18 protein-coding genes are annotated in these 22,143 nt (G+C 63.1%); 13 read left to right on the plus strand and 5 right to left on the minus strand.

Features of this window, described 5'->3' with window-relative positions; all coding sequences use genetic code 11:
• Positions 1 to 94 precede the first annotated feature (94 nt).
• The 4 genes from SxD43FB_RS08335 to SxD43FB_RS08350 all read left to right on the plus strand — a co-directional run bounded on the left by SxD43FB_RS08335 (position 95) and on the right by SxD43FB_RS08350 (position 6,403).
• Positions 95 to 1,471, plus strand: a complete 1,377-nt coding sequence (locus tag SxD43FB_RS08335; RefSeq protein ID WP_096061772.1) for an aromatic ring-hydroxylating dioxygenase subunit alpha — start codon at positions 95 to 97, stop codon at positions 1,469 to 1,471.
• Positions 1,468 to 3,252, plus strand: a complete 1,785-nt coding sequence (locus SxD43FB_RS08340) for a thiamine pyrophosphate-binding protein (RefSeq protein WP_096061773.1) — start codon at positions 1,468 to 1,470, stop codon at positions 3,250 to 3,252. The genes SxD43FB_RS08335 and SxD43FB_RS08340 overlap by 4 nt, the downstream gene beginning before the upstream one ends.
• A 150-nt stretch (positions 3,253 to 3,402) precedes the next feature.
• On the plus strand, positions 3,403 to 4,818 hold the full coding sequence (locus tag SxD43FB_RS08345) for an aldehyde dehydrogenase family protein (protein ID WP_096061774.1): 1,416 nt from the start codon (positions 3,403 to 3,405) through the stop codon (positions 4,816 to 4,818).
• Position 4,819: 1 nt separating this feature from the next.
• Positions 4,820 to 6,403, plus strand: coding sequence for an SMP-30/gluconolactonase/LRE family protein (locus tag SxD43FB_RS08350; protein ID WP_096061775.1), 1,584 nt, complete (start codon positions 4,820 to 4,822; stop codon positions 6,401 to 6,403).
• 79 nt (positions 6,404 to 6,482) lie between these two features.
• Here the strand turns inward: SxD43FB_RS08350 and SxD43FB_RS08355 are convergent, their stop codons facing one another.
• Positions 6,483 to 7,295 carry an IclR family transcriptional regulator gene (locus SxD43FB_RS08355; RefSeq protein ID WP_096061828.1) on the minus strand — a complete coding sequence of 271 codons (813 nt, stop codon included), beginning with the start codon at positions 7,293 to 7,295 and terminating at the stop codon, positions 6,483 to 6,485.
• Positions 7,296 to 7,448: 153 nt separating this feature from the next.
• On the opposite strand from SxD43FB_RS08355, the gene SxD43FB_RS08360 reads away from it, so the two are divergent.
• The 3 genes from SxD43FB_RS08360 (at position 7,449) to SxD43FB_RS08370 (ending at position 11,205) form a co-directional block, all read left to right on the plus strand.
• Positions 7,449 to 9,014, plus strand: coding sequence for an AMP-binding protein (locus tag SxD43FB_RS08360; RefSeq protein ID WP_096061776.1), 1,566 nt, complete (start codon positions 7,449 to 7,451; stop codon positions 9,012 to 9,014).
• 17 nt (positions 9,015 to 9,031) lie between these two features.
• Positions 9,032 to 10,180, plus strand: coding sequence for a MaoC family dehydratase N-terminal domain-containing protein (locus tag SxD43FB_RS08365; protein WP_096061777.1), 1,149 nt, complete (start codon positions 9,032 to 9,034; stop codon positions 10,178 to 10,180).
• A 113-nt stretch (positions 10,181 to 10,293) separates the two neighbouring features.
• Positions 10,294 to 11,205: an SDR family NAD(P)-dependent oxidoreductase gene (locus tag SxD43FB_RS08370; protein WP_096061778.1), complete on the plus strand. Its 912-nt coding sequence runs from the start codon at positions 10,294 to 10,296 to the stop codon at positions 11,203 to 11,205.
• Positions 11,206 to 11,353: 148 nt separating this feature from the next.
• Here SxD43FB_RS08370 and SxD43FB_RS08375 read toward each other — a convergent pair whose 3' ends face one another.
• From SxD43FB_RS08375 to SxD43FB_RS08390, 4 genes are read right to left on the minus strand one after another with little or no spacing between them, the layout of a single operon-like run.
• Positions 11,354 to 12,517, minus strand: coding sequence for a sulfotransferase (locus SxD43FB_RS08375; RefSeq protein WP_096061829.1), 1,164 nt, complete (start codon positions 12,515 to 12,517; stop codon positions 11,354 to 11,356).
• Positions 12,517 to 13,791, minus strand: a complete 1,275-nt coding sequence (locus SxD43FB_RS08380) for an alkyl sulfatase dimerization domain-containing protein (protein ID WP_096061779.1) — start codon at positions 13,789 to 13,791, stop codon at positions 12,517 to 12,519. The genes SxD43FB_RS08375 and SxD43FB_RS08380 overlap by 1 nt, the downstream gene beginning before the upstream one ends.
• Complete coding sequence (locus tag SxD43FB_RS08385) at positions 13,788 to 14,798, minus strand: zinc-binding dehydrogenase (protein WP_096061780.1); 1,011 nt, start codon at positions 14,796 to 14,798, stop codon at positions 13,788 to 13,790. Before SxD43FB_RS08385 ends, SxD43FB_RS08380 begins: the two co-directional genes overlap by 4 nt.
• Before the next feature lie 14 nt (positions 14,799 to 14,812).
• A complete protein-coding gene (locus SxD43FB_RS08390; protein WP_096061781.1) occupies positions 14,813 to 15,631 on the minus strand; it encodes an SDR family oxidoreductase in 819 nt (272 codons plus the stop codon).
• Positions 15,632 to 15,783: 152 nt separating this feature from the next.
• Here SxD43FB_RS08390 and SxD43FB_RS08395 point away from each other — a divergent pair, with 152 nt between their 5' ends.
• From SxD43FB_RS08395 to SxD43FB_RS08420, 6 genes are all read left to right on the plus strand, one after another.
• On the plus strand, positions 15,784 to 16,665 hold the full coding sequence (locus SxD43FB_RS08395) for a helix-turn-helix transcriptional regulator (RefSeq protein ID WP_096061782.1): 882 nt from the start codon (positions 15,784 to 15,786) through the stop codon (positions 16,663 to 16,665).
• A gap of 111 nt (positions 16,666 to 16,776) precedes the next feature.
• Positions 16,777 to 17,250: a VOC family protein gene (locus SxD43FB_RS08400; RefSeq protein WP_096061783.1), complete on the plus strand. Its 474-nt coding sequence runs from the start codon at positions 16,777 to 16,779 to the stop codon at positions 17,248 to 17,250.
• Positions 17,247 to 17,630, plus strand: coding sequence for a VOC family protein (locus tag SxD43FB_RS08405; protein WP_096061784.1), 384 nt, complete (start codon positions 17,247 to 17,249; stop codon positions 17,628 to 17,630). The genes SxD43FB_RS08400 and SxD43FB_RS08405 overlap by 4 nt, the downstream gene beginning before the upstream one ends.
• A gap of 193 nt (positions 17,631 to 17,823) precedes the next feature.
• Positions 17,824 to 20,244: a TonB-dependent receptor gene (locus SxD43FB_RS08410; RefSeq protein ID WP_096061785.1), complete on the plus strand. Its 2,421-nt coding sequence runs from the start codon at positions 17,824 to 17,826 to the stop codon at positions 20,242 to 20,244.
• A gap of 213 nt (positions 20,245 to 20,457) precedes the next feature.
• Positions 20,458 to 21,147, plus strand: a complete 690-nt coding sequence (locus tag SxD43FB_RS08415; RefSeq protein ID WP_043149822.1) for a TetR/AcrR family transcriptional regulator — start codon at positions 20,458 to 20,460, stop codon at positions 21,145 to 21,147.
• A gap of 4 nt (positions 21,148 to 21,151) precedes the next feature.
• The gene (locus SxD43FB_RS08420) at positions 21,152 to 22,135 is read left to right on the plus strand and encodes an MDR family oxidoreductase (protein WP_096061786.1); all 984 of its coding nucleotides are present in this window, start codon (positions 21,152 to 21,154) and stop codon (positions 22,133 to 22,135) included.
• Positions 22,136 to 22,143 lie beyond the last annotated feature (8 nt).

Genomic DNA, 22,143 nt, shown 5'->3' on the forward strand with positions numbered 1-22,143 from the left:
GTGGGAGGACGCCGTCCGGCCACCGGCTTTCGCTTGGGATTGCCCGTTCGTTCGCAATCATCGGACGGCCGGGAACAGGCTGCGGGAGCATGGCATGAACAGCCCGACCACCATCGCCATCGAGGATCTGGCCAAGCCGCTGACCTATCCGGTCGAGGCTTTCCTGTCGCGCGACTATGCGCTCGCCGAAAAGGAAAAGCTCTGGCCCAAAGTGTGGCAGGTCGCTGCCCGGGCCGAGGAATTACCGGAAGTCGGCGACTGGCTGACCTACGATATTTGCGACGACAGCATCATCGTCATTCGCGTCGCGCCTGATCGGCTCAAGGCCTATCATAATGTTTGTCCCCATCGCGGGCGGCAGTTAGTGGATGTGCCCGAAGGCGCGCACTCGGCCAAGGGCAACAAGCGTCGCAATTTCATCTGCGGCTTCCACGGCTGGACCTTCGATATAGACGGCAATAACAGCTATATCCTCGATCCGCAGGACTGGCAGGGCGCCCTGACGCCCGACTGTACGCATCTTTCCGAAGTGAAGGTCGACCTGTGGGGCGGATGGATCTGGATTCACATGGATCTGGACGCCGAACCCGTGACCGATTTCCTGGGCGATGCCGGGCGCATCCTGTCTTATTTCGAAATGGACAACATGCGCTACAAATGGCGCAAATGGGTGGTCTATCCATCCAATTGGAAGACCGCGCTCGAAGCCTTCATGGAACCCTATCATGTCGCGGGCACGCATAGCCAGCTGCTCGCCTATGGCGACTATTATGCTTATGGCGCGGCTTATGGCCTGCACGGCGTCAGCGGTTTCGACCAGCGCGATCCCGCCTTCGCCATGAGCCAGAGCAGCAGTGTCACCCGCGCAGGCAAGGGCGACGATCCGCGCCGCTCGACCTATGAGCTGATCCGCGAAAATTACGAGACGCTCAACTATGCCGCGTCCACGCAAACGCTGGTCGATGCCGCCAGCCGCCTGGTCGATGAATTGCCCGAAGGCACGGCGGCCGCCGATGTCATCGCCCATTGGCTGAAATCGGCGCGGGCGGACGATGCCGCCCGCGGCGTCTTCTGGCCCGACATTCCGCCAGAAGTGATGGCCGAGGCCGGCCTCGCCTGGCACGTCTTTCCCAACATGTCGGTGTTGCAGGGGATCACCTTCGCGCTCTGCTATCGCGCGCGGCCCTTCGGCGACGATCCCAACATGTGCATCTTCGAATCCTACGCGATCGAACGGTTCCCCGAAGGCGAGGAACCGGCGACTGAATGGGAACATGCCGAACCAACGGCGGAAGGATGGGGCGCCGTCCTCGCCCAAGACTTCTCGAACATGAAATGGGTGCAGAAGGGGATGAAGTCGCGCGGTTTTCGAGGGCCGCTCCCTAATCCGCACCAGGAACGCAAGATCACCAATTTCCACCGCAACCTCGCCGCGTACATGGGTACGGGCGCACCGAGGCTATTGAAATGAGCTACGACGATCCCAAGCCTACTACCGCTGCAACCGCATCGGGCAAGTCAGGCACGCCAGTCTATAAGCGTGTCCTCGACCTGTTCGAGGCCGAAGGCATCAACACCCTGTTCGGCATCCCCGACCCGAACTTTGTCCATATGTTCCTGGAGGCCGAACGGCGCGGCTGGACCGTGGTCGCCCCCCATCATGAAGCCGCCGCAGGCTTCATGGCCGAAGCCGCCTCGCGCATCACCGGCAAGCCCGCCGTCGCCATCGGCACGCTGGGGCCGGGCATCGCCAATATGGCGCCCGCCATCCAATGCGCGCTGGTCGAGCATTCGCCCGTCATCTTCCTGTCGGGCCAGCGCGCCCGCGTCACCGAACAGCGCGTCCGCCGTGGCCGCATCCAGTTCGTCAAGCAAATGCCGCTGTTCGAAAATTCGGTGAAATATGCCGCATCCATCGAATATGCCGACCAGACCGACGAAGTGATCCGCGAAGGCATCCGCAAGGCGATGGGCGGCACCCCTGGCCCCGTCTATATCGAATATCCCAGCCACATCATTCTGGAAGAGCTGGACCTGCCAGCGCCGCTGGTGCCGGAACGCTATCGCCTGGTCAATCAAGGCGCGGATATCGACCGCGTCCACGAAGCCGCCAAATTGATGCGCGAAGCCAAGAATCCGATCCTCCTCGTCGGCCATGGCGTCCACACGTCACGTACCGGCGCAGCGGTCAAGCAACTGGCCGATCTGATGAACTGCCCCGTCATCCAGACGTCGGGCGGCACCAGCTATATCAAGGGTCTCGAAGACCGCACCTTCCAATATGTCTTCTCCAAGGCGTCGATCGAGGCCGTCACCGAGTCCGACCTTGTGCTGGCGCTCGGCACTGAACTCGGCGAGCCAGTCCATTTCGGCAAATGGCGCTACTGGCAGAAGAATGAAGCGATCCGCAAATGGATTTATGTCGAACAGGATGCCTCGGCCATCGGCGTCAACCGCCCAATCGACGTGCCTTTGGTCGGCGACCTGCGCGGCGTCGTGCCGCAGCTTGTCGCCGCGCTAAAGGACGCGCCACGCGCACCGGCCCCGATGCTGGAAGCCTTCATGCGCGACGGCCAAGCGGAACTGGACGAACTGGCGGCGGAATCGCTTACCAAGAGCGACGGCACCGGCGACGTGGCCATCCATCCCGCGCGCCTCGCGGTCGAAGCGACACAGGCCTTCCCCAAGGACGGCATCATGATCCGCGACGGCGGCGCGGGCGTCATCTTCCAATGGACCTATTCGCAGTGCAAGCCGCATGACGTGATCTGGAACCAGAATTTCGGGCATATCGGCACCGGCATCCCCTATGCCACCGGCGCGATGCTGGCGGACCAGGCGGCAACCGGCATTTCGCGCCCGGCCATGCTGCTGACTTCGGACAGCAGTTTCCTCTTCCATATCGGTGAACTGGAAGTCGCCGCGCGCTGCAAGCTGCCGCTGGTCTGCGTCGTCGGCGTCGACAATGCCTGGGGTCTGGAAGTCGGCGTCTACAAGCGCACCTTCGGCCAGGGCACTGAAGAAACCGGCACCCATTGGAGCAAGGACGTCCGTTTCGACAAGATCGGCGAAGGCTTTGGCTGCCACGGCGAATATGTCACCCGCGCCGAAGACATCAAACCCGCCATCGAACGCGCCTATGCCAGCGGCAAGGTCGGCGTCGTCCATGTCGTCATCGACCCGAAGGCCAATTCGGAAGAAATGCCCAAATATGCTGAATTCCGCACCTGGTACGCGGAAGGCACGCAGTAAGCCGAAGAAATTCCTCCCCTGTGAGGGGAGGGGGACCGCCGCGTAGCGGTGGTGGAGGGGTGTCACCCTATCGAGAGCATGACACCCCTCCGTCAGGCCTTCGGCCTGCCACCTCCCCCGCCGGGGGAGGATCGAATGAGGGAGACACCCATGCGCGACCATCTGCACTTCTACATTGACGGCCAGTGGGTAGACCCGGTCGCGCCCAAGACGGCCGAAGTCATCAACCCCGCGACCGAATCTGTCGCGGGCCATATCGCGCTTGGCTCCGCGGCGGACGTGGACAAGGCTGTCGCCGCCGCCCGCCGCGCCTTCCCCGCCTGGTCGGAAACCACCCGCGAACAGCGGCTCGACCTGCTCAAAGCCATCCAGGCCGAATATCAGCGCCGCATGGCCGACTTGGGCGAGGCGATCCGTGAGGAAATGGGCGCACCATCCGGCCTCGCCAACGGCTTCCATGTCGGCCTCGGCGCAGGCCATCTGCAGACCGCCATCGAATTGCTGGAGACATTCCCGTTCGAGGAACTGCGCGGACCCACGCTGATCCGCCGCGAACCCATCGGCGTCTGCGCCCTCATCACGCCTTGGAACTGGCCGATGAACCAGACCTGCGTCAAGGTCTTCCCCGCGCTCGCCACCGGCTGCACCATGATCCTCAAACCGCCGCAGCTCGCGCCCTTCTCTGCCCAGATCCTCGCCGAAATCATCGACGCGGCGGGGGTGCCTGCGGGCGTGTTCAACATGATTCAGGGGCAGGGTAGCGTCATCGGCACCGCACTTTCGACCCACGAAGATGTCGACATGATCAGCTTCACCGGCTCCGAACCCGTTGGCGTTCAGATCCAGAAGGACGCTGCCACCACAATCAAGCGCGTCGGCCTGGAACTCGGCGGCAAGAGCGCCTTCATCGTACTGGACGATGCGGCCCTAGCCGAAAACGTCACCGGCGCAACCGCTGGGATGATGGGCAATAGCGGCCAGACCTGCAGCGCCGGATCGCGCCTGCTCGTCCCCGCACCCCGCCTCGACGAAGCGCTTGCAGCCGCCAAGTCGGCCGCACAAGCCGTCACCGTTGGCGACCCGGCAGGCGAGGTCGCCATGGGGCCGGTCGTGTCCAAGGCGCAATATAATATCATTCAGGACTATATCGCCAAAGGCGTCGAAGAAGGCGCAACCCTCGTCGCAGGCGGCCCCGGTCGCCCCGAAGGCATCGACAAAGGCTGGTTCGTCCGCCCCACCGTCTTCCTCGGCACCAACGACATGGTCATCGGCCGCGAAGAGATTTTCGGTCCCGTGCTGGTCATCATCCCCTATGACGACATCGACCATGCCGTCGCCATCGCCAATGACAGCCCCTTCGGCCTCGCGGGATACGTCAACGGCCTCGACACCGCCCAAGTCCATGCCGTCGCCCGCCGCCTGCGCACCGGTTGGGTCAGTATGAATGGCGGCTTCGATTTCCATGCGCCCTTCGGCGGCTACAAGCGCAGCGGCAACGGGCGCGAATGGGGCGAGTATGGCTTCCACGAATATCTCGAAGTCAAATCCATGCTCGGTTACGTCTGACATGAATGGCCGCATCGCGCCCAGCGGCATGACAGCTGCGGAGGGGTGTAGCCTTGAACGCCTCACCCCGCCAAGCCGCCTCTACGGCGCGAATGGCCTTGCCACCGGCCCGGACGGCCGCCTCTATGTCGCCCAGGTCGGCGGCAGCCAGGTCAGCGCGATCGACGTCGATACAAGCACCATCTCGACCATCAGCCCGATGGGCGGCGCGATCGTTGCGCCCGACGACCTGGTGTTCGATGAGGCTGGCAATCTCTACCTCACCGAAATCACCGAAGGCCGCGTGTCGATGCTCACGCCCGGCGGGGAAGCGCGCGTCCTCTATGGCGACATGCCCGTCGCCAACCCGATCACCTGGCATCAGGGCCGCCTGATCGCGGGCGAATGCCGCATGGGCGCCCGGATCATGGAACTGGACCGCGACGGCGGCGCGCCCCGCCTGATCCTCGACAATATCCCCATGGCCAACGCCTTTCAGGTCGGCCCGGACGGCAAACTCTATGTCCCCGTCATGGGCGCCAATGAAATCTGGCGCGTGGACTTGGAAACCGGCGCGCATGACGTCGTCGCAGGCGACCTTGGCGTGCCGGACTCGGTCAAGTTCGACAGCAAGGGGCGCATCGTCACCACCCAGGTCGCCAGCGGGCAGGTGCTGCGGATCGACCCGGTCAGCGGCACCCGCGAAATCCTTGCCGATCTTGGCCCCGGCCTCGACAATGTCAGCTTCATCGGCGACCGCATCTTCGTCTCCAGCATCCCCGGCGAGATCACCGAATTGCTCGGCGACGGCAAGGTCCACTCGATCGTCCCCCGCGCGCTGCAATGGCCGCTCGGCCTCGCCATGGGCGCGGATGGCGCGCTGTTCGTCGCGGACGGCACGTTCGGCTACACGCTCCGCCCCGGCGGCGCGCCCCAACTGGCAGGCATGATCTTCCATTCCGGCTGCCCCGGCTATATGCTCGGCGTAGCACGCGGCGCGCAACCGGGCGAATGGATCGTCACCACCGGCACCGGCAGCGTCGCACGCTATCGGCCGGGTGAGGGGGCCAGCGATTTCATCAGCCACGGCCATGACCGCCTCATGGGCGTCGCGCTCGCCCCGGACGGCGCAGTCGTCTTCGCCGAACAGGGCAGCGGACGCCTGCTATCCGCCAGCAGCGGTTCGGTCGAAACGCTGGCCGAAGGTCTCGACCAACCGATGGGTGTCGCCATCGACGCCAACGGCATCCTCTACGCCTCGCAAACGGGCAAAGTGATCAAGCTGGTCGGCGGACGGATCGAAACAGTCCTCGACGGGCTGCAAAAACCCGAAGGCATCGCCATCATCGGCAACCGCCTGTTCGTGGTGGATACCGGCACCAAATCACTGGTCGGCTGCGACCTGTCCGGCGGCGATCGGACTATATTGGCCACCAACCTCCCAGTCGGCGCCCCGATCGGCATCACGCCGCATTATCTCGGCCCGATCGGCGACATGGCTGGCCCGATGATCAATTTCTGCGGCCTGACCGCAGGACCGAACGGCATACTCTACCTGTCGGGCGACGCCGAAGGCAGCGTCCTGGCCCTCCGCCCCGCCCAATAAACCCCCGTTCGTGTCGAGCGAAGTCGAGACACAGGCGCGCTCCGTTTCTCGACTACGCTCGAAACGAACGGATAGTGTGTTACGCCCCACCGCCCAACTGCCCGGACAAAGCCCCCGCCGCCTCCACCAGCGCGTCCTGCAACGCCCCCAATTCCCGCCCCAGCGCCGCGCCAATACCGATCGCCACCAGCGCATGAACCGGCCGCCCCGCACCCTTCCACACCGGCGCGGACACCACCGTCACGCCCGCGATATATTGCCCCTCATCCACTGCAAAACCCTGCGCGCGGGTCTGGCGTAACTGCGCCATCCAGTCTTCGAACGCAGGCGGATCGTCCCATCGCAACTGGTCGAACCGCGCCTTCAACACCGCCTCAGGATAATCGCCGAACGCCGCGATGCAGCGCCCCGTCGCGCTGATCAGCGCCGGAAAGCGGCTACCGATCTGGGTGCTGAGCTGAAACCCGCTGCCCGACTGCGCCATGGCGACGACGATCATATGATCCAGGCCCACGGCCTGCACCCCCAACATGGTCAGCCCAAAACGCTGCGCCAGCCGGTCGAGCAGCGGTTGTGCCAAGTCGTTGAACGGATCGCGCCGCAACCAATGCCGCGCCAGCGTCAGCACCCCCGCCTCCAGCGCATAGCGTTTAGTGTCCGCGTCGAACGACACCAGTTCCTCCTCCGCCAGCGCGCGCAGGACATAGAGGCAGGTGGACGGCACCAGTCCCAATTCCTTGGCGATTGCCTGCACGCCCAAAGGCCGGTCGCTCCGTCCCAATAACCGCAGGATCGCCGCCGCGCGGGTTATCGCCGGGGCCTTACTGTCCTTCACCGCCGCCGCGACCTTGCGGACGGGGGAGGGGGAACGCGCGCGGATCGGGTTACTCATGCAACAGGCCTCCATCGCTCCGGCGATGGAGCGAAACATTCAATATATAGAACACCATTCGTGATTTACAACAAATGGGTCGCCATGACATGCAGGGACCATCATGACGAAGGCGGCTTTCTCGCCATTCGACAGAGTGAATGGACGGGACGGATGGCCAAACTCACCGACTATAGCAGCTATGCCGATGCGCAGGCGCATGCGACGTCCGACGCGCCCTGGGGTCTGTTCGACGGCGACCGCGATCATCTCAACATCGCGCATGAATGCATTACCCGCCACGCCGATGGCAGCGGCCGCGCCGCCGTCCGTATCGCCCACGCCGATGGCCGCGATGAAATTCTCAGCTTCGATACGATTTCGGCCGGTGCCGCACGCTTCGCCTATTGGCTCGATGCAGAGGGCGTTCAACCCGGCGAACGGATCGCCTTCATGCTCGAACCCTCTTTGCCCTTCTATGTCTGCCTGTTCGGCGCGATGCAGACCGGTGCGATCTCGGTGCCGCTCTTCACCCTGTTCGGTCCCGATGCGCTGCGCTTGCGCGTCGATGACTGCAAGCCGACCATCCTGATCACCAATCTGGAAAAGGCCGACCTCGCCCGCAGCATGAACGGCCCCCGCGTCGTCATCGCCGACGACGGCCTGCTGGACGAAATCGAAAAATATCCCGCGACTTACACGCCAAAGACCAAGGCGAATGACCTAGCCGTATTCCAATATACATCCGGCACGACCCGCGAACTACCCGAAGCGGTCAAGCACAGCCATCGCGCGCTGGTGACGCTGATGTTCGCTGCGCTCTACGGCACCGGCATCCGTCCGGGCGACGGATTTTTCTGCCCGTCCTCGCCCGCCTGGGGGCATGGCCTGTGGCATGGCACGCTTGCCCCATTGGGGCTGGGCGTCACCACCGGCACCTTTGCCGGCCGCTTCGATCCCGTCCGCCTCATGCAGGCGCTGGACGATTACCAGATCACCAACATGTCGGCCGCCGCGACCCATTATCGCATGATGAAGAATAGCAGCAAGGCGGAGGACTTTGCCTTCCACTTCAAGAAGCTATCCTACACCGGCGAACCGATCGACCCGGCGACGCTCGACTTCATCGATACCTATTTCAAAGTGCCCGCCTGCTCCATGTACGGCACGACCGAAATCGGCGTGGTTTTGGTCAATTATCCGGGCGCGGACGATTTCACCGTCAAGCCAGGTTCACTCGGAAAAGCGGTGCCCGGCCAGAAGCTACAAGTCCAGCGCCCTGATGGCACACCGTCCACCCCCGGCGAGATCGGCGAACTGATGCTGTGGCGGCGCGACAAGTGGGAAACCACCAAGGACCGCGCGAAAATCGACGCCGACGGCTATTTCTATCATTGCGGCCGTGCCGACGATGTCATCATCTCGGCCGGCTGGACGATGAGCGCGGTCGAGATCGAAAACACGCTGCTCAAACATCCCGTGGTGCTGGAATGCGCCGTGATCGGCGTGCCCGACCCGCAACGTGGCCAGGTCGTCAAGGCATTCGTCATCGCCAATTGCGACGGCAGCGACGCATTGGTGAAGGAACTCCAGACCTTCACCCGCGAAAAACTCGCCCAGCATGAATTCCCCCGCGTCGTGGAATTCGTGACCGACCTGCCCAAGACCCCGGCCGGCAAGGTCCACCGCAAAATCCTTCGAGACCGCGAGGCCGCCAAAGCGGCCGACCTCGTCAACTGACCATTAGGAGAAAAGACATGGCAACTTTGGCGGAAGCCCCCACCAATAAATTCCCCAAGATCACCGAAGAAGGCCTGGACGACCTGCGCAAGCGCATCGGCGTCAAGATCGAAAATACGGTCGAACCGTGGAATTATGAAGCGACCCGCGACGCGATCCGTCATTATGCTCATGGCATTGGCGACGATAATCCCTTGTGGTGCGATCCGGCCTATGCCGAAAAGACCAAATATGGCTCGCTCGTCGCGCTGCCCAGCTTCCTGTTCACCACCAGCCGCATCATTTCGGGCTATTGCGGCGGCCTGTCGGGCGTCCATGCCATGTGGGCGGGGGCCGACTGGACCTGGCACAAGCCGGTGCTGCGCAACGACACCATCCGTACCGAAGCCTATCTCAAGGATTTGGTCGAACATAATACCAAGTTCGCCGGTCGCAGCTTTCAGCAAATCTACCATGTCGACTTCTTCAACCAGTCGGGCGACAAGGTAGCCGAAGGCGATAGCTGGGTATTCCGCACCGACCGCGACGAAGCCCGCGAACGCGGCACCAAATATACCGAAGCCCGCGGTCGCGTGGAGCAATATACCGAGGAAGAACTGGCTGAATTTACCCGCCTGTACAGCCAAGAGGAAATTCGCGGCTCGGTGCCCCGCTATTGGGAAGACGTGCAAGTCGGCGACGAACTGCCGCGCATGATGAAGGGACCGATGACGGTCACAGGCTTCATCTGCTACGCGCAAGGGTGGGGCGGCCTCTATATCCGCGCCAACAAGCTGGCCAACCAGATGCAGCAGGCGCATCCCGGCCTTGGCATCCGCAACCGCTTCAACGTGCCAGATTGCCCTGAGCGCGTTCACTGGGACGAAGCCTTCGCGCTCGAAGTCGGCGCGCCCGGCGCTTATGATTATGGCCCGGAACGGTGCAGCTGGTTGACCCATCACATCACCAACTGGATCGGTGACGATGGCTTCCTGACGCGCAGCAAGTGCCAGATCCGCCGCCACAATCCCGATGGCGACGCGATCTACATCGACGGCAGCGTGATCCGCAAGTTTGAGGAAGACGGCAAGAAATATGTCGAAATCCAACAGCAGGCGACCACCCATCGCGGCGAAGTCTCCGCCTTTGGCACCTCGATCGCCGAACTGCCCAGCAAGCCTGCCTGATCCCTTGAGGGGGTAGGAGAGGGGGCCGCCGCCGCAGCGATATGCGTCGGCGGCCCTTTTGCGTTGCGCGTCCGCCGCTAGGATCGGGCGAAACGATAAGAGAGGACCGCAAAATGGACGAGATGCGCTTCGACGGCCGGGTCGCCGTCATCACCGGAGCAGGCCGGGGGCTTGGCCGCGCCTACGCGCTATTGCTGGCAGCGCGCGGCGCAACGATCATCGTCAATGATCCCGGCGTGTCGATGCAGGGGGAGGGCACCGACGCCGGTCCCGCCCAGGCACTGGTGGAGGAAATTCGCGCGGCCGGTGGCGAAGCGGTCGCCTCGACGGATAGCGTCGCCACACCCGAAGGCGGCCAGGCGATCATCGAAGCGGCGATCGACCATTTTGGCCGCATCGACATCCTTATCCACAATGCGGGCATCGTCCGGCGTGGATCGCTCAATGACCTCAGCTACGCCGATTTCGAGACGGTCCTCGACGTCCATATGCGCGGCGCCTTCCATGTCGTGCGCGCCGCCTTCCCGCACATGACCGCCGCCAATTATGGCCGCATCATCCTGACCGGCTCCCTCAACGGCCTCTATGGCAATGCAGGCGTGGTCAATTATTCGATGGCCAAGGCCGCGATGACCGGCCTGTCCAACGTCGCCGCGATCGAAGGCGCAGCGCATAATATCAAGAGCAACATCATACTCCCCGGTGCCGTCACGCGCATGGCCGACGGCCTTGACACCAGCGCCTATCCGCCGATGGACCCGGACCTTGTCGCGCCGACGGTCGGCTATCTGGCTCATGAGGAGTGCGCGGTGACCGGCGAAATGCTCATCGCCATGGCCGGCCGCGTCGCCCGCGCCTATACGATGGAAACCAAAGGCGCGTTCCGCCCCGACTGGACCATCGAACAGATCGCCGAAAATCTCGACACCATCCGCGCCACCGACAACGCCCTCCACTTCGCACCCGTGCCGGACGGCCATATGGACCATCTCCGCTATTGTTTTGAGATGGCGCGAGCGGGGTAAACTCATCTTTGCGCGACGGAGGTGTTCGCCGTTTTGCCTTCGCCTCCTTCCTCCGTTCGCCCTGAGCTTGTCGAAGGGCCGCACTTCTTGAACAGAAGGGCAAGGCTTCGACAGGCTCAGCCCGAACGGGGTCGATGAGGCCGGTCACTTATGCCCTGCACGTAATCCCAAACCGCGCCGTATAATCCCGGAAATGCGCATGCACACCCGCGCGATCCAGCCCATAATCCGCCAGATCATAGCTATGCTTGCCATGCTTGCCCTGCGGATTGGCATCCAGCATCGCCTGCATCGCGGCTTCCGCCTCTGCCGTCAGTTCCGTGTCGAACCGCGCATAGAGCCGCCGCATCTCGCCGATCGGGTCGCGCACCTGCGCGTCATACTGAATATCGTGGATCGAATCCCAGCCATGCTTCTCCCGATAGGCCAGCATCCGTTCGATCATCAGGTCGAAGGTGCGCAGCTGCGACTTGCCGACCTCGACCGGATCGACATCGTCGCTAAACATCTTGCGTACCTGATAAACGAGGCTGCACGCCGACGCGACGACATCGGCGGGATCGCGATGCGTCATCACCAATTGCGCGTCGGGATAAACGGTCGTCAGATCATCCAGAAACAACGGATGCCAAGGATTTTTCGACGTCCATTGCCCGCCCTCATTCTCCTGCAACATCTGGAACAACCGCTTCTGATAGCGGAAGGCAGGCAGGTAGCTCGTGGAAAACAACCACTTCTGATAGCTCGGAATATTGAGCACCGAGTCATAATATTGTGCGCAGAAGGACGGTGCCATCGAAAATTGGCACTCGGTCGGGCTGTCCGCATCCTCATGGTGCATCGCCGAAATATGCGGCGCATATTTGAGCATCATGTCGAGCCGCGCCTGTTCCGCTACATAGCGCGGATCGCTACTGAGCGCGCCCTTCGCCGCTGGCGGCACGCTGTTGAACGCTTCCCAGCGCAGGAAGCACCGCCGCGCCGGATCGGCATTGAGCAAATTGATCGTCAGCGTCGTGCCCGTGCGCGGCAGGCCGAACACGAACAGCGGCTTGTCCACCGGCGCATCCAGCAACGCAGGATGCCGCGCCAGATAATCCTCGACCTGCAAGCGGTTCGCCAGCGTGGCGGTGATCTGCTGCGCCCAGCGCCCCTGCGCCGCCTCGGTCAGCTTCGCCTCGCCATTGATCGCATCGACCAGGACATACAGCCCCTCCAATATCGCGTCATCGCCCAGATCGGTCAGCCCCGTCTGTTCGCGCGCCGCGGTGATCAGCGCATCGGCGTCCAGCCCTGCGGTGGTAGTGGTCATCATCCTTCTCCCTTATCTGTTGGGCTGGCGAGGCGTTTCTCCGTCTCGGCGATCTCCGCCTTCAGCCACATGGTTTCCGACAGGTTCGTGCTGCCGCTCGCCGCCAGCAATTGCCCCAGCGCCGCCTTGCGCACGCTCATTCCCGCTTCATGATCGGGCACAACGTCCAGTGCGATGTCCAACAAATGCAGCGCTTCCAAAGGCCGCCCCGCCGCCACATGCCCATGCGCCCGGCCCACGATCGCGCCTGCACCGCCAGCCAGTTCGACCAGATCGCCGCTCACCGCCGAACGCGGCACGCCATAAAGCGCGGTCGTGCCATCGGCATAATGGAACCAGCCGCCATTTTCTTCCCAGATGGCGCGCACGACCCAGCTGGTCTTGCCATGAAATTCGCCGATCTTCAGCGCATCGGGCAGGGCGATCTCGCGCATCAATTCCTGCACCGTCCGGCCCGCATTCATCCCCGCTATCGTCTCGCGCTCCAGATAGCTGACCGCCACGTGCATCGCGTCCAGATCCGCGCGGATATTGTCCGCCCCCCGGATCGGATCGCCATGACCGGTGATCACCAATTCCGCGCCCAATGTCCGCACCTGCTCGACCGATCGCAGATAGGCCCGCGCCATTCGGGGCTTGTCGCCGCGCATCGTCACCAGATTGGGCATCGCCCGCCACACCGGGCCGAACAGATTGCCGGTAAAGACGGTCTTTTCCTGCGGCATCCACACGAACACCGAATCCAGGCTTTCACCCCCCGGCGTCTTGATCACCTCGAAGGCGCGCCCGCCCTGCGCGAAGGCAAGGCTGGTCGCCACCTCCACGTCCGGCACGATCACCGGCGGCTTGGGCGGCGGCCCGTCGCGCCGCGTCATCGACGCCCACAGCTTGCCTGAACGACGGCCCAGAAAGGGGGCCAGCCGCTCGAAATAGTCCACCGTCTCGCCAAAGCCCGACCCGACGATGACCTGGGTGCCTGCCTCCATCTGATCAGGCAGCGCGCCATAATGGTCGGCATGGGCCTGCGTCACGATAATGCGCCGCAACGGCCCGCTGCGATGCGGCGCGAACAACCCCTTGTTGCGCGCGCCATTGCCCAGAAACCCGGTATTGACCAGCAAATCCCCATCGCCCGTCGTCACCAGATAGGCGTTGGAAATATCCTTCACCATGAAGATGCCGTCGCCGACCCGCTCGGCGTCTGTCTGCCCCTGACCGCCCATGACGAGCGCGCCAAGCGGCGTTTGGGGAGGCGTCTGCGGCGTGTCGCTCATGCGGCGTCGTCCGCAAATTCGATCATCACCTTGGCCGATTGCGGCTGTGCGGCAATATCCAGCCCCTCGATCACCCGGTCGAACGGCAGGCGGTGGCTGATTAGCGCCGCGATCTTGTCCTGCAAACGCGGCATCGCCGCGATCACATCGGGCATTTCGGTCGGATAGCCGACGGCCGTCGTAATCGTCATCTCTGTGGTCAGCATCGGCCCGGCGGGCAGTTCGATGGGCTTCAAATAAGCGGCCGTAATTACATGCCGCGCATGCGTCTTGGCCAGCGTCACCACGTCGCGCAAGATCGACGGCGCACCCGCCGCATCGATATAGGCGTCGGTCAGCGCCTTCTCCCGCCCGAACACCATCACGGTGCCATGGATCGCCTTGATCCGCGCGATCGCATCCTCGCGCGCCGGATTGATCGTTTGCGCGCCCAGCGCCCGCGCCCGTTCCAGCCGCTCCTCCGCCAGATCGAGCGCGATCACGTCGCACCCCCGGTCCACCGCCCAGAGGATCATACCAAGGCCAATCGGCCCGCAGCCGAAGATCACGACCTTGTCGCCCGCCTTCGCCTGCGCCCGGTTGACACCATGCAGTGCCACCGACAACGGCTCGCACATCGCCGCGACATCATAGGGGATGCCATCGGGGATCGGCAGCAAACTGTCGCCTAGCCGCGCGTCACGGACCAGCAATTCCTCGGTAAACGCCCCCTCCGGCCCGCCACTACCGATATAGCTAGGCGTCATCATCGGGTTGATGATGACGCTCTGCCCGACCGACACGCCGGTCACCTCCGCGCCCACGAACAGCAGCTCGCCCGCACCCTCATGGCCCAGCGCCGTCCGCTTGCCCGGCGTCGGGATGCCGCCATTTTTGATGTAGCTGAGGTCACTGCCGCAAATGCCGCAGGCCTTCATCTTCACGACCACATCCTTCGGCCCGGCTTCGGGCCGTTCATAGGGATCGAGCCGCACGTCATCGACGTCATGGATGGTGAGCAGGCGCATGGATCGTCTCCCGATCAAAAGGCGTAAGGGGGATAGATCAGGCTGCCGCCATCGATCACGATCGTATCGCCGCTATGGAATCGCGATGCGTCGGAGCAGAGATAGGCGCCGATCCCCTCGAAATCTTCGATGGCACCGGGCCGATGGATCGGCGTCTTGGCGGAAAAATGCGCGTCGACCGCCGCCATGCGCGCCTTCATTTCCTCGCTCATGCCCTGATCGCCGCCGATGCCGGTCTTGACATATCCCGGCGCGATGCTGTTCGCGCGGATCTCATATTTGCCCAGTTCCGCCGCCATGCCGCGCACCGCTGCGCCCATGCCGCCTTTCGACGCCGCATAATTGTTTATGCCGGCAATGCCGTGGAACATCGACAAGCTGCCGCAATAGACGAGGCTCCCGCCGGGTTCACCCGCCTCTGCCCGCGCGACCATCGCCTTGGCCCCTTCGCGCAAGGTGAAGAAAGCCCCGTGCAGGTTCACCGCCAGCAAGTCATGCCATTCGGCCGCGTCCAGCGTCAGCACCGACCGGCTGCGCGACGCGCGGCCCGAATTGGCGAACACGCAATCGACTCGCCCGAAATCGGCCAGCAATTGCGCATAGCCCGCAATGATCGCCTCTTCCGATGCCACATCGACCTGATAGGTTTCGACGCGCGCCGCGCCCGCCGCCAGCAAATCCGCCTTCGCCGCGTCATTCTTGTCCGCATTGCGCGCCCAAATGGCGATCTTGCCGCCCATTTTCGCCACGCCGCGCGCAAAGCCCAGGCCAATGCCGCCATTGCCGCCGGTCACCAGCGTCACCTTGTCCGAACAGTCGAAAAGACCTGCCACCTGTCGCTCTCCTATGAAATGTCGCCGCCCGACGGCGGTCCTTTGCTGCGCGCGATTGTCGATCAGCGCGCGACAGGCCGCAATTGACCTGTCTGTAGAGATCAGGCCATAACCACTATATCGAGCCAAGACATCTATGCCCCGGAGCGCCCGTGCCGCCAGCCGAAACCTATGCCGAATCGCTGTTCGAGGCGGAACTGATCGTGCCCTCGGCACTGATACGGATCATGCGCCTGCATCTCGATCAGCCGACCGACCGGCTCTTCTACCGCACCGACCATTATTGGCTCGACCTGTGCCTGACGCCCCGTCCGGAAAAGGCGCGGGGCTGCTATCGCGACCGCTGGGGACCGCATCGTTACGAACCATTGGGCGAAATCTTCCTCGTGCCGCCCGGCGAAGCAATCCATATCCGCAGCGAAACCGGCGGCCGGCAGGCTTCGGTCATCTGCGAAATTCCGGCCGCCGCGATCAACTGCTGGCTCGATGATGGCGGCATCGAATGGACCGACCGGCGTCTGGCGGCGGGCCTCGACATCACCCATCCGCACATGCGCGCCTGCCTGTTGCGGCTCGCCGACGAAGTCCGTCATCCAGGGTCCGGCAGCGCGATCCTCGCCGAACTCATCGCCCGGCAATTGGCGATCGAAGTGGCCCGCTATTGCCAGGCGATCGGCGAAGGGCCAGTCAGTGGTGGCCTGTCCTCCTGGCGCTTGCGCCGGATCGAGGAACGGCTGCACATGCTTGGCCCACCCCCGACGCTTGGCGAACTGGCCGCGCTGTGCAACTTGTCCCCCCGCCAATTGACGCGCGGTTTTCGCGCGTCGCGGGGCTGTTCGATCGGCGATCATATCGCCCAGACCCGGATCGACATGGCCAAGCGCCATCTCGCCACCCCGCAAAGCATCAAGGAAATCGCCTTCGCGCTCGGCTTTGCCTCCCCCTCCAGCTTCGCCTACGCCTTCCGCCGCGCGACCGGTGCCACCCCCCGCCAATTTCGCCAGCGGCGTCTGTCGCCACTATCCTCTGGCTGAATATCTATATAATGGCTCGATGGCGATATTCACTGCCTTGAAAAAACCGCAATCCATTGTCCTAGTCGCTGTACGCATAATCAGAACGCATCAGCAGGAGAGGGCGGCAGGATGATCGTCGGACGCCATTATCAAAATGCCTATGTGACCCGAAACATCGACCAGGCCGTGGCAGAGTTCAGGGAGCGGGCCGACATCCGCCTGCTTATGGAAACCGAAGTCTCCGTCACTCTCTGGACGCCCCATGGCGAAGGCATCGGTACGCAGAAACTCGCCTTCCTCTGGATCGGCGACATGCAGATCGAATTGATCCAGCCGGGGCAGGGCGACGTCCTCGCCCTCTACCGCGACGCGCTGCCAGCCGACGACCGACTGTGCTTCCACCATGTTTGCCACCGCGTCGATGACTGGGACGCTTTCCTGGCGCAGGTCGACCGGCAATCCTATCCCGTCGTGTTGAAAGGCGGCACACCCGGCCTGCTCCAATTTCTCTATCTCGATACCCGCGCGTGGCTCGGCCACTATACCGAATATGTCTGGATGGCCCCCGAACGCTGGACCACCATGGGAGGACGCACCGCATGATTAGTATGGCCCGCTTCGGCACCCGCGACTTGGATCGCGCCAAGAGTTTCTATGACGAACTGGCCGCCCTGCTGGGGGCCGTCCGCGCCTTCGACCGCCCGGACGTCGTGGCCTACAAGACCCCCGACAGCGGCATGCTCCTTATCGGCAAGCCCTTCGAAGGCGAAGCATCGCCCGGTAACGGCAACCAGGTCGGCATCCAGGCCGACAGCCGCGCAACGGTTGATGCCGTCCACGCCAGGGCATTGGCGCTTGGCGGCCAGTGCGGAGGCAAGCCCGGCATTAGGGGCGACGACCCCAACGGCTTCTATGGCGCCTATTTCCGTGACCTTGATGGCAACAAGCTGGCCATCTTCCGCTACGGGCCACCCGATACCTGATCCACCCATAAGCCAGCACTCAACGCACGACGATCAGACCGGAATCGCGACGGCGATATATAAACACCCCTGTTGGTTAAGGGCTTCGCGCCACAGTCTAATCGGGCATAACGCGACTCACAAAAGGACAATGATGACCACGCCGTTCCCGGCCTTAGATCGGGTGAGGCGCCAAATTGGGGAGGATTTTCGGATGCGGAAGACAGCCTATTATAGCATGAGCGCCAGCCTGGCGGTTCTCACCCTGGCGATGCCCGCCATCGCGCAGGAAGCACCGCAGGAAAATGGCTTCGATGCGCCCACCATCATCGTGGAAGCGCGCCGTCGCGGCGAGGACGTTCAGGACGTTCCCGCCGTCGTCAACGCCGTGACTGCCCAGTCCATCGACAATCTCAACTTCCGCGAATTTACCGAAGTCAAATCGCTGGCACCCGGCCTTGAACTGACCTCCAACCCCAACGGTATCGGCGGCAATGCCCGCCTGCGCGGCGTCAATTTCGACGCCAGTGCGTCCGGCAACAACGGTACGGTTGAATTCTACTTCAATGACGCGCCAATCTCGCCGGGCGTGGTCATCCAGCAGATGTACGACATCGGCCAGATCGAAGTGCAGCGCGGGCCGCAGGGCACCTTGCGCGGCCGCGCTTCGCCGTCCGGCTCGATCACCATCACGACGCGCAAGCCTGATCTCAACCAGTTTGGCGGCTATGCGGACTGGACCGCCAATGATATCGGCACCCTCAACTTCAAGGGCGCGCTGAACATCCCCGTTATCGAAGGCATTGCGGGTATCCGCGTGTCGGGCGTGTGGGACGAAAATGAAGTTGATCGCGTCCGTCCGCTGGTGCGCAGCGCCGGCGCGCCGGACCCGCATTCGCGGACCAAGAGCTATCGCGTCGTCGGTCTCATCGAACCGGCGGACTGGATCAGGCTGGAAGGCACCTATCAATATATGGACCGCGACGCGCGGACCTATGATCAGTCGATTTCCTTCAGCGAAGCCAATCCGGCGGCCGCACCCAGCCCGGTACTGATCACGGCGAAGGATCGTCTGTCGATCCAGGAACAGCCGCGCATCATCAATCAGCGCTTCGATATCTTCAACTGGCGCGCCGAACTCGCCCAGTGGGGTCAGCGCCTGATTTATCAGGGTCAGTACAGCAAGCAGGAATATCTATCGACGGAAAATCTGGACCGCGGCAATTTCTTCATCGGTCGCGACATCAACCAACTCACCGACACGATCGCCAAGGGGACGTCGCATGAAATCCGGCTCCAGAATGAGGAGCGGGTTCTTGGCATATTCGACTATGTGATCGGCTTCTTCGACAGCAAGCTGGATTCGCCGACGGCCCTTAGCCAGCTGACGCCCGTGCGTCTCCCCACGGCTTTCGGGGGCGGGATCGCGTCGATCGTGACGACCAACATCCTGCGCGCCAACGACACGCATGAACAATCCTTCTTCGGCAACCTGACCGCCCAAATCGGCGACAAGACGGAAATCTCCGGCGGCCTGCGCCAGATCAAATATGACTCGCTCAGCCAGTTGGGCGTGAATGGTGCCATCATCGCCAACGATATCCAGGATCTCAAGAAGCTCATCTACAGCGCGTCGGTGAAGCATAATTTCTCCCCCGACTTCCTGGTCTATGCCGCCACGGGCAGTTCGATGCGGCCGGGCCTCAACGTCGTGGGCGACTTCAACATCGTGAAGTCGGCGCTGGAAAACAGCTTCCTCAACCTGCCGCCTGAAACCTCCAAATCCTATGAGTTGGGCTTCAAAAGCACCCTGATGGGTGGCCGGGCACGTTTCAACATGACCGCCTACCATCAGACCTACAAGAATTTCCCGTTCCGCGTCCCCAATAATGGCGTCTATTATGTGAACACCGTCGCCGTCCGCAATGCTGCGGGCCAGGTCACCGGGACGGCGCAGCAGGTCGCATCCTTCAACTTCGTCGGTGCCGTGCCGGTAGAAGTGAACGGCATCGAAAGCGAACTGAGCGTCGATGTCACGCGGAACCTTACCCTCGGCCTGACCGCCAGCTATTCGCTGGGGAAGATCAAGAATGGCAACATCCCTTGCAATGATCTGAACGCTGACGGCATACCCGACCTGGTGAGTGCGGCACCATCGCTTGCGGAACTGCAGGCGGCCGTTGGTGCGGACAATCTGTCGTCCTGCGCCGTGTCGCAACGTTCGTCCTTCATGCCTCCGGTAACGGCGACCTTGCAGGGCGAATATCATGTCGCCGTTTCCAGCAAGGTCGATGGTTTCCTGCGCGGACTGGTCAATTATAACGGCAAGTCGCAAGGGGATCCGAGCAATAATTTTGATCAGGTCGGCGCCTATGCCCTCGCCAACCTTTATGCCGGCATCCGCGATCCCGATGGCGGCTGGGAAGTATCGCTCTTCGCCAAGAACCTGTTCGACACGACCAAGGTTCTGACCCGCACCACGCCATTGTTCACCAGCTATCAGCAGATCACTGGCTTCACCGCAACAGGTGCAACGACGGCGGCGCAGACCTTCACCAGCACCTATACCGGTGGCACGGTCACGCCGCCGCGGGAATTCGGCATCAACGTGCGTTTCTACTTCGGATCGCGCTGAGATTTTGCGGGGCGGTCCGAACCTTCCACAGGATCGGTCGGATCGCCCCCGCAGTCTCTGCGAAGGACGCGCATCACCGGCGCTGGCGATGACGGGCCTTGCCTAATGGACAACAGTGATGTTGATTTATGCCTTCTTATCCCAGGCGAGCCAGCCGGGCGGTCGTTCGGATCGTTACGGCGGGCCGCCCGAACGACAAGAGAGGCATGCCGCATGACGCAAACACGGACCAGACGTTCCCGCGATCCTGCAGCCACACGCGAAGTCATACTGGAAGCAGCGCGCGCGCTGCTGGCCAAGGATGGGCCGGAGGGGATCAGCCTGTCCGAAGTCGCAACGCTCGCCGGGGTCAATCGCGGGACCGCCTACCAGCATTTCGAAACCCGCGAAAAACTGATCGAGGCGACCGCAGAGTGGGTGTCCGACCGCATGTTCCGCGCGGTATTCGGCGACCCTGAAACCATCGGTGAACGCCGCGTCGAGCAGGTCGATATTGCCGATACGACCGACCGCCTCGCCATCTTCGCGATGGAAAACCCGGAACTGTGCCGCATCTGGCTGCTCCAGCTATTGGCTTCGCCCGATCCGATGGCCGACCCCTTCTGGCGCGAATATGAAGGGTCGCTCCAGCGCTTTGCCGAAACCGATCTGGCCGAAGACGGCATCGACGTCGAAGTGTTGTCGGTGATGATGCTGTCGGGCGCGTTTCTCTGGCCGGTCTGGGCGCAATCCCATGGCCGCCCGGATCAGGAACGGCGCGACCTTGCCCGGCGCGTGGCGCAGGAATCGCTGCGCCTGTGCATGTATGGCTCGATGCGCGCCGATCGCTTCCCCGGCATCGCCGATCGCCTCCGCAAAGGACTGACACCAACGGCACCCTCTTCGTCTCCCAAAAAGGAATAGCCCCATGTTTTCAGCCATCATGATCGACAAGACCGACGACCAGCAGAGCGTCTCGCTCCAGCAGGTCGACGAAGCCCAATTGCCCGAAGGCGATGTCACGATCGACGTCGCCTATTCGACGCTCAATTATAAGGATGGTCTGGCCATCACCGGCAAGTCGCCGGTCGTCCGCAAATTCCCGATGGTCCCCGGCATCGACTTGGTCGGCACCGTGCGCACCTCCGATCATGCCGACTGGAAGCCGGGCGACAAGGTCGTGCTGAACGGCTGGGGCGTGGGCGAGGGGCATTGGGGTGGCCTGGCACAGGTTGCGCGGCTGAAGGGCGACTGGCTGGTGCCATTGCCCGCCGCCTTCACCGGCGCGCAGGCGATGGCGATCGGCACGGCCGGCTATACCGCCGCGCTCTGCGTCGAAGCGCTGGTCAAGGCTGGCGTCACTCCCGACCAGGGCGAAATCCTCGTTACCGGCGCGACTGGCGGGGTCGGTAGCGTCGCCGTTGCCCTGCTCAAAAAAGCAGGCTTCACCGTCATCGGTTCGACAGGCAAGGCGTCCGAAGCCGATTATCTGACGCAATTGGGCGCTGCGGGCGTCATCGACCGCGCAACCTTGTCGGAAAAGGGCAAGCCGCTGCAGAAGGAGCGCTGGGCCGGTGTCGTGGACTCGGTCGGCAGCTTCACCCTCGCTAACGCCTGCGCCCAGACCCGCTATGGCGGCGCGGTCGCCGCTTGCGGCTTGGCGCAGGGCGCGGACTTTCCGGCTACGGTCATGCCATTCATCCTGCGCGGCGTGCGCCTGCTCGGCGTCGACAGCGTGATGGCGCCCAAGGCGCCGCGCCTCGCGGCGTGGGAGAGGCTGGCGCGCGATCTCGACCCCGCCCTGCTGGACGTGATTGCCACCGAAATCAGCCTGTCGGAAGCGATCTCGGCGGCCACCGACCTGATGGACGGCAAGGTGCGCGGGCGCATCATCGTCGATGTGAACCGCTGAACCTTACC

The organism is Sphingobium sp. D43FB (assembly GCF_002312805.1).
Classification (GTDB): Bacteria; Pseudomonadota; Alphaproteobacteria; order Sphingomonadales; family Sphingomonadaceae; genus Sphingobium.

Excerpts from the sequence above, each read along its gene's own strand:
- SxD43FB_RS08335 (WP_096061772.1), top strand. The coding sequence starts at position 95 with ATGAACAGCCCGACCACCATCGCCATCGAGGATCTGGCCAAGCCGCTG.
- SxD43FB_RS08340 (WP_096061773.1), top strand. The coding sequence starts at position 1,468 with ATGAGCTACGACGATCCCAAGCCTACTACCGCTGCAACCGCATCGGGC.
- SxD43FB_RS08345 (WP_096061774.1), top strand. The coding sequence starts at position 3,403 with ATGCGCGACCATCTGCACTTCTACATTGACGGCCAGTGGGTAGACCCG.
- SxD43FB_RS08350 (WP_096061775.1), top strand. The coding sequence starts at position 4,820 with ATGAATGGCCGCATCGCGCCCAGCGGCATGACAGCTGCGGAGGGGTGT.
- SxD43FB_RS08355 (WP_096061828.1), bottom strand. The coding sequence starts at position 7,295 with ATGAGTAACCCGATCCGCGCGCGTTCCCCCTCCCCCGTCCGCAAGGTC.
- SxD43FB_RS08360 (WP_096061776.1), top strand. The coding sequence starts at position 7,449 with ATGGCCAAACTCACCGACTATAGCAGCTATGCCGATGCGCAGGCGCAT.
- SxD43FB_RS08365 (WP_096061777.1), top strand. The coding sequence starts at position 9,032 with ATGGCAACTTTGGCGGAAGCCCCCACCAATAAATTCCCCAAGATCACC.
- SxD43FB_RS08370 (WP_096061778.1), top strand. The coding sequence starts at position 10,294 with ATGGACGAGATGCGCTTCGACGGCCGGGTCGCCGTCATCACCGGAGCA.
- SxD43FB_RS08375 (WP_096061829.1), bottom strand. The coding sequence starts at position 12,517 with ATGACCACTACCACCGCAGGGCTGGACGCCGATGCGCTGATCACCGCG.
- SxD43FB_RS08380 (WP_096061779.1), bottom strand. The coding sequence starts at position 13,791 with ATGAGCGACACGCCGCAGACGCCTCCCCAAACGCCGCTTGGCGCGCTC.
- SxD43FB_RS08385 (WP_096061780.1), bottom strand. The coding sequence starts at position 14,798 with ATGCGCCTGCTCACCATCCATGACGTCGATGACGTGCGGCTCGATCCC.
- SxD43FB_RS08400 (WP_096061783.1), top strand. The coding sequence starts at position 16,777 with ATGATCGTCGGACGCCATTATCAAAATGCCTATGTGACCCGAAACATC.
- SxD43FB_RS08405 (WP_096061784.1), top strand. The coding sequence starts at position 17,247 with ATGATTAGTATGGCCCGCTTCGGCACCCGCGACTTGGATCGCGCCAAG.
- SxD43FB_RS08410 (WP_096061785.1), top strand. The coding sequence starts at position 17,824 with ATGCGGAAGACAGCCTATTATAGCATGAGCGCCAGCCTGGCGGTTCTC.
- SxD43FB_RS08415 (WP_043149822.1), top strand. The coding sequence starts at position 20,458 with ATGACGCAAACACGGACCAGACGTTCCCGCGATCCTGCAGCCACACGC.
- SxD43FB_RS08420 (WP_096061786.1), top strand. The coding sequence starts at position 21,152 with ATGTTTTCAGCCATCATGATCGACAAGACCGACGACCAGCAGAGCGTC.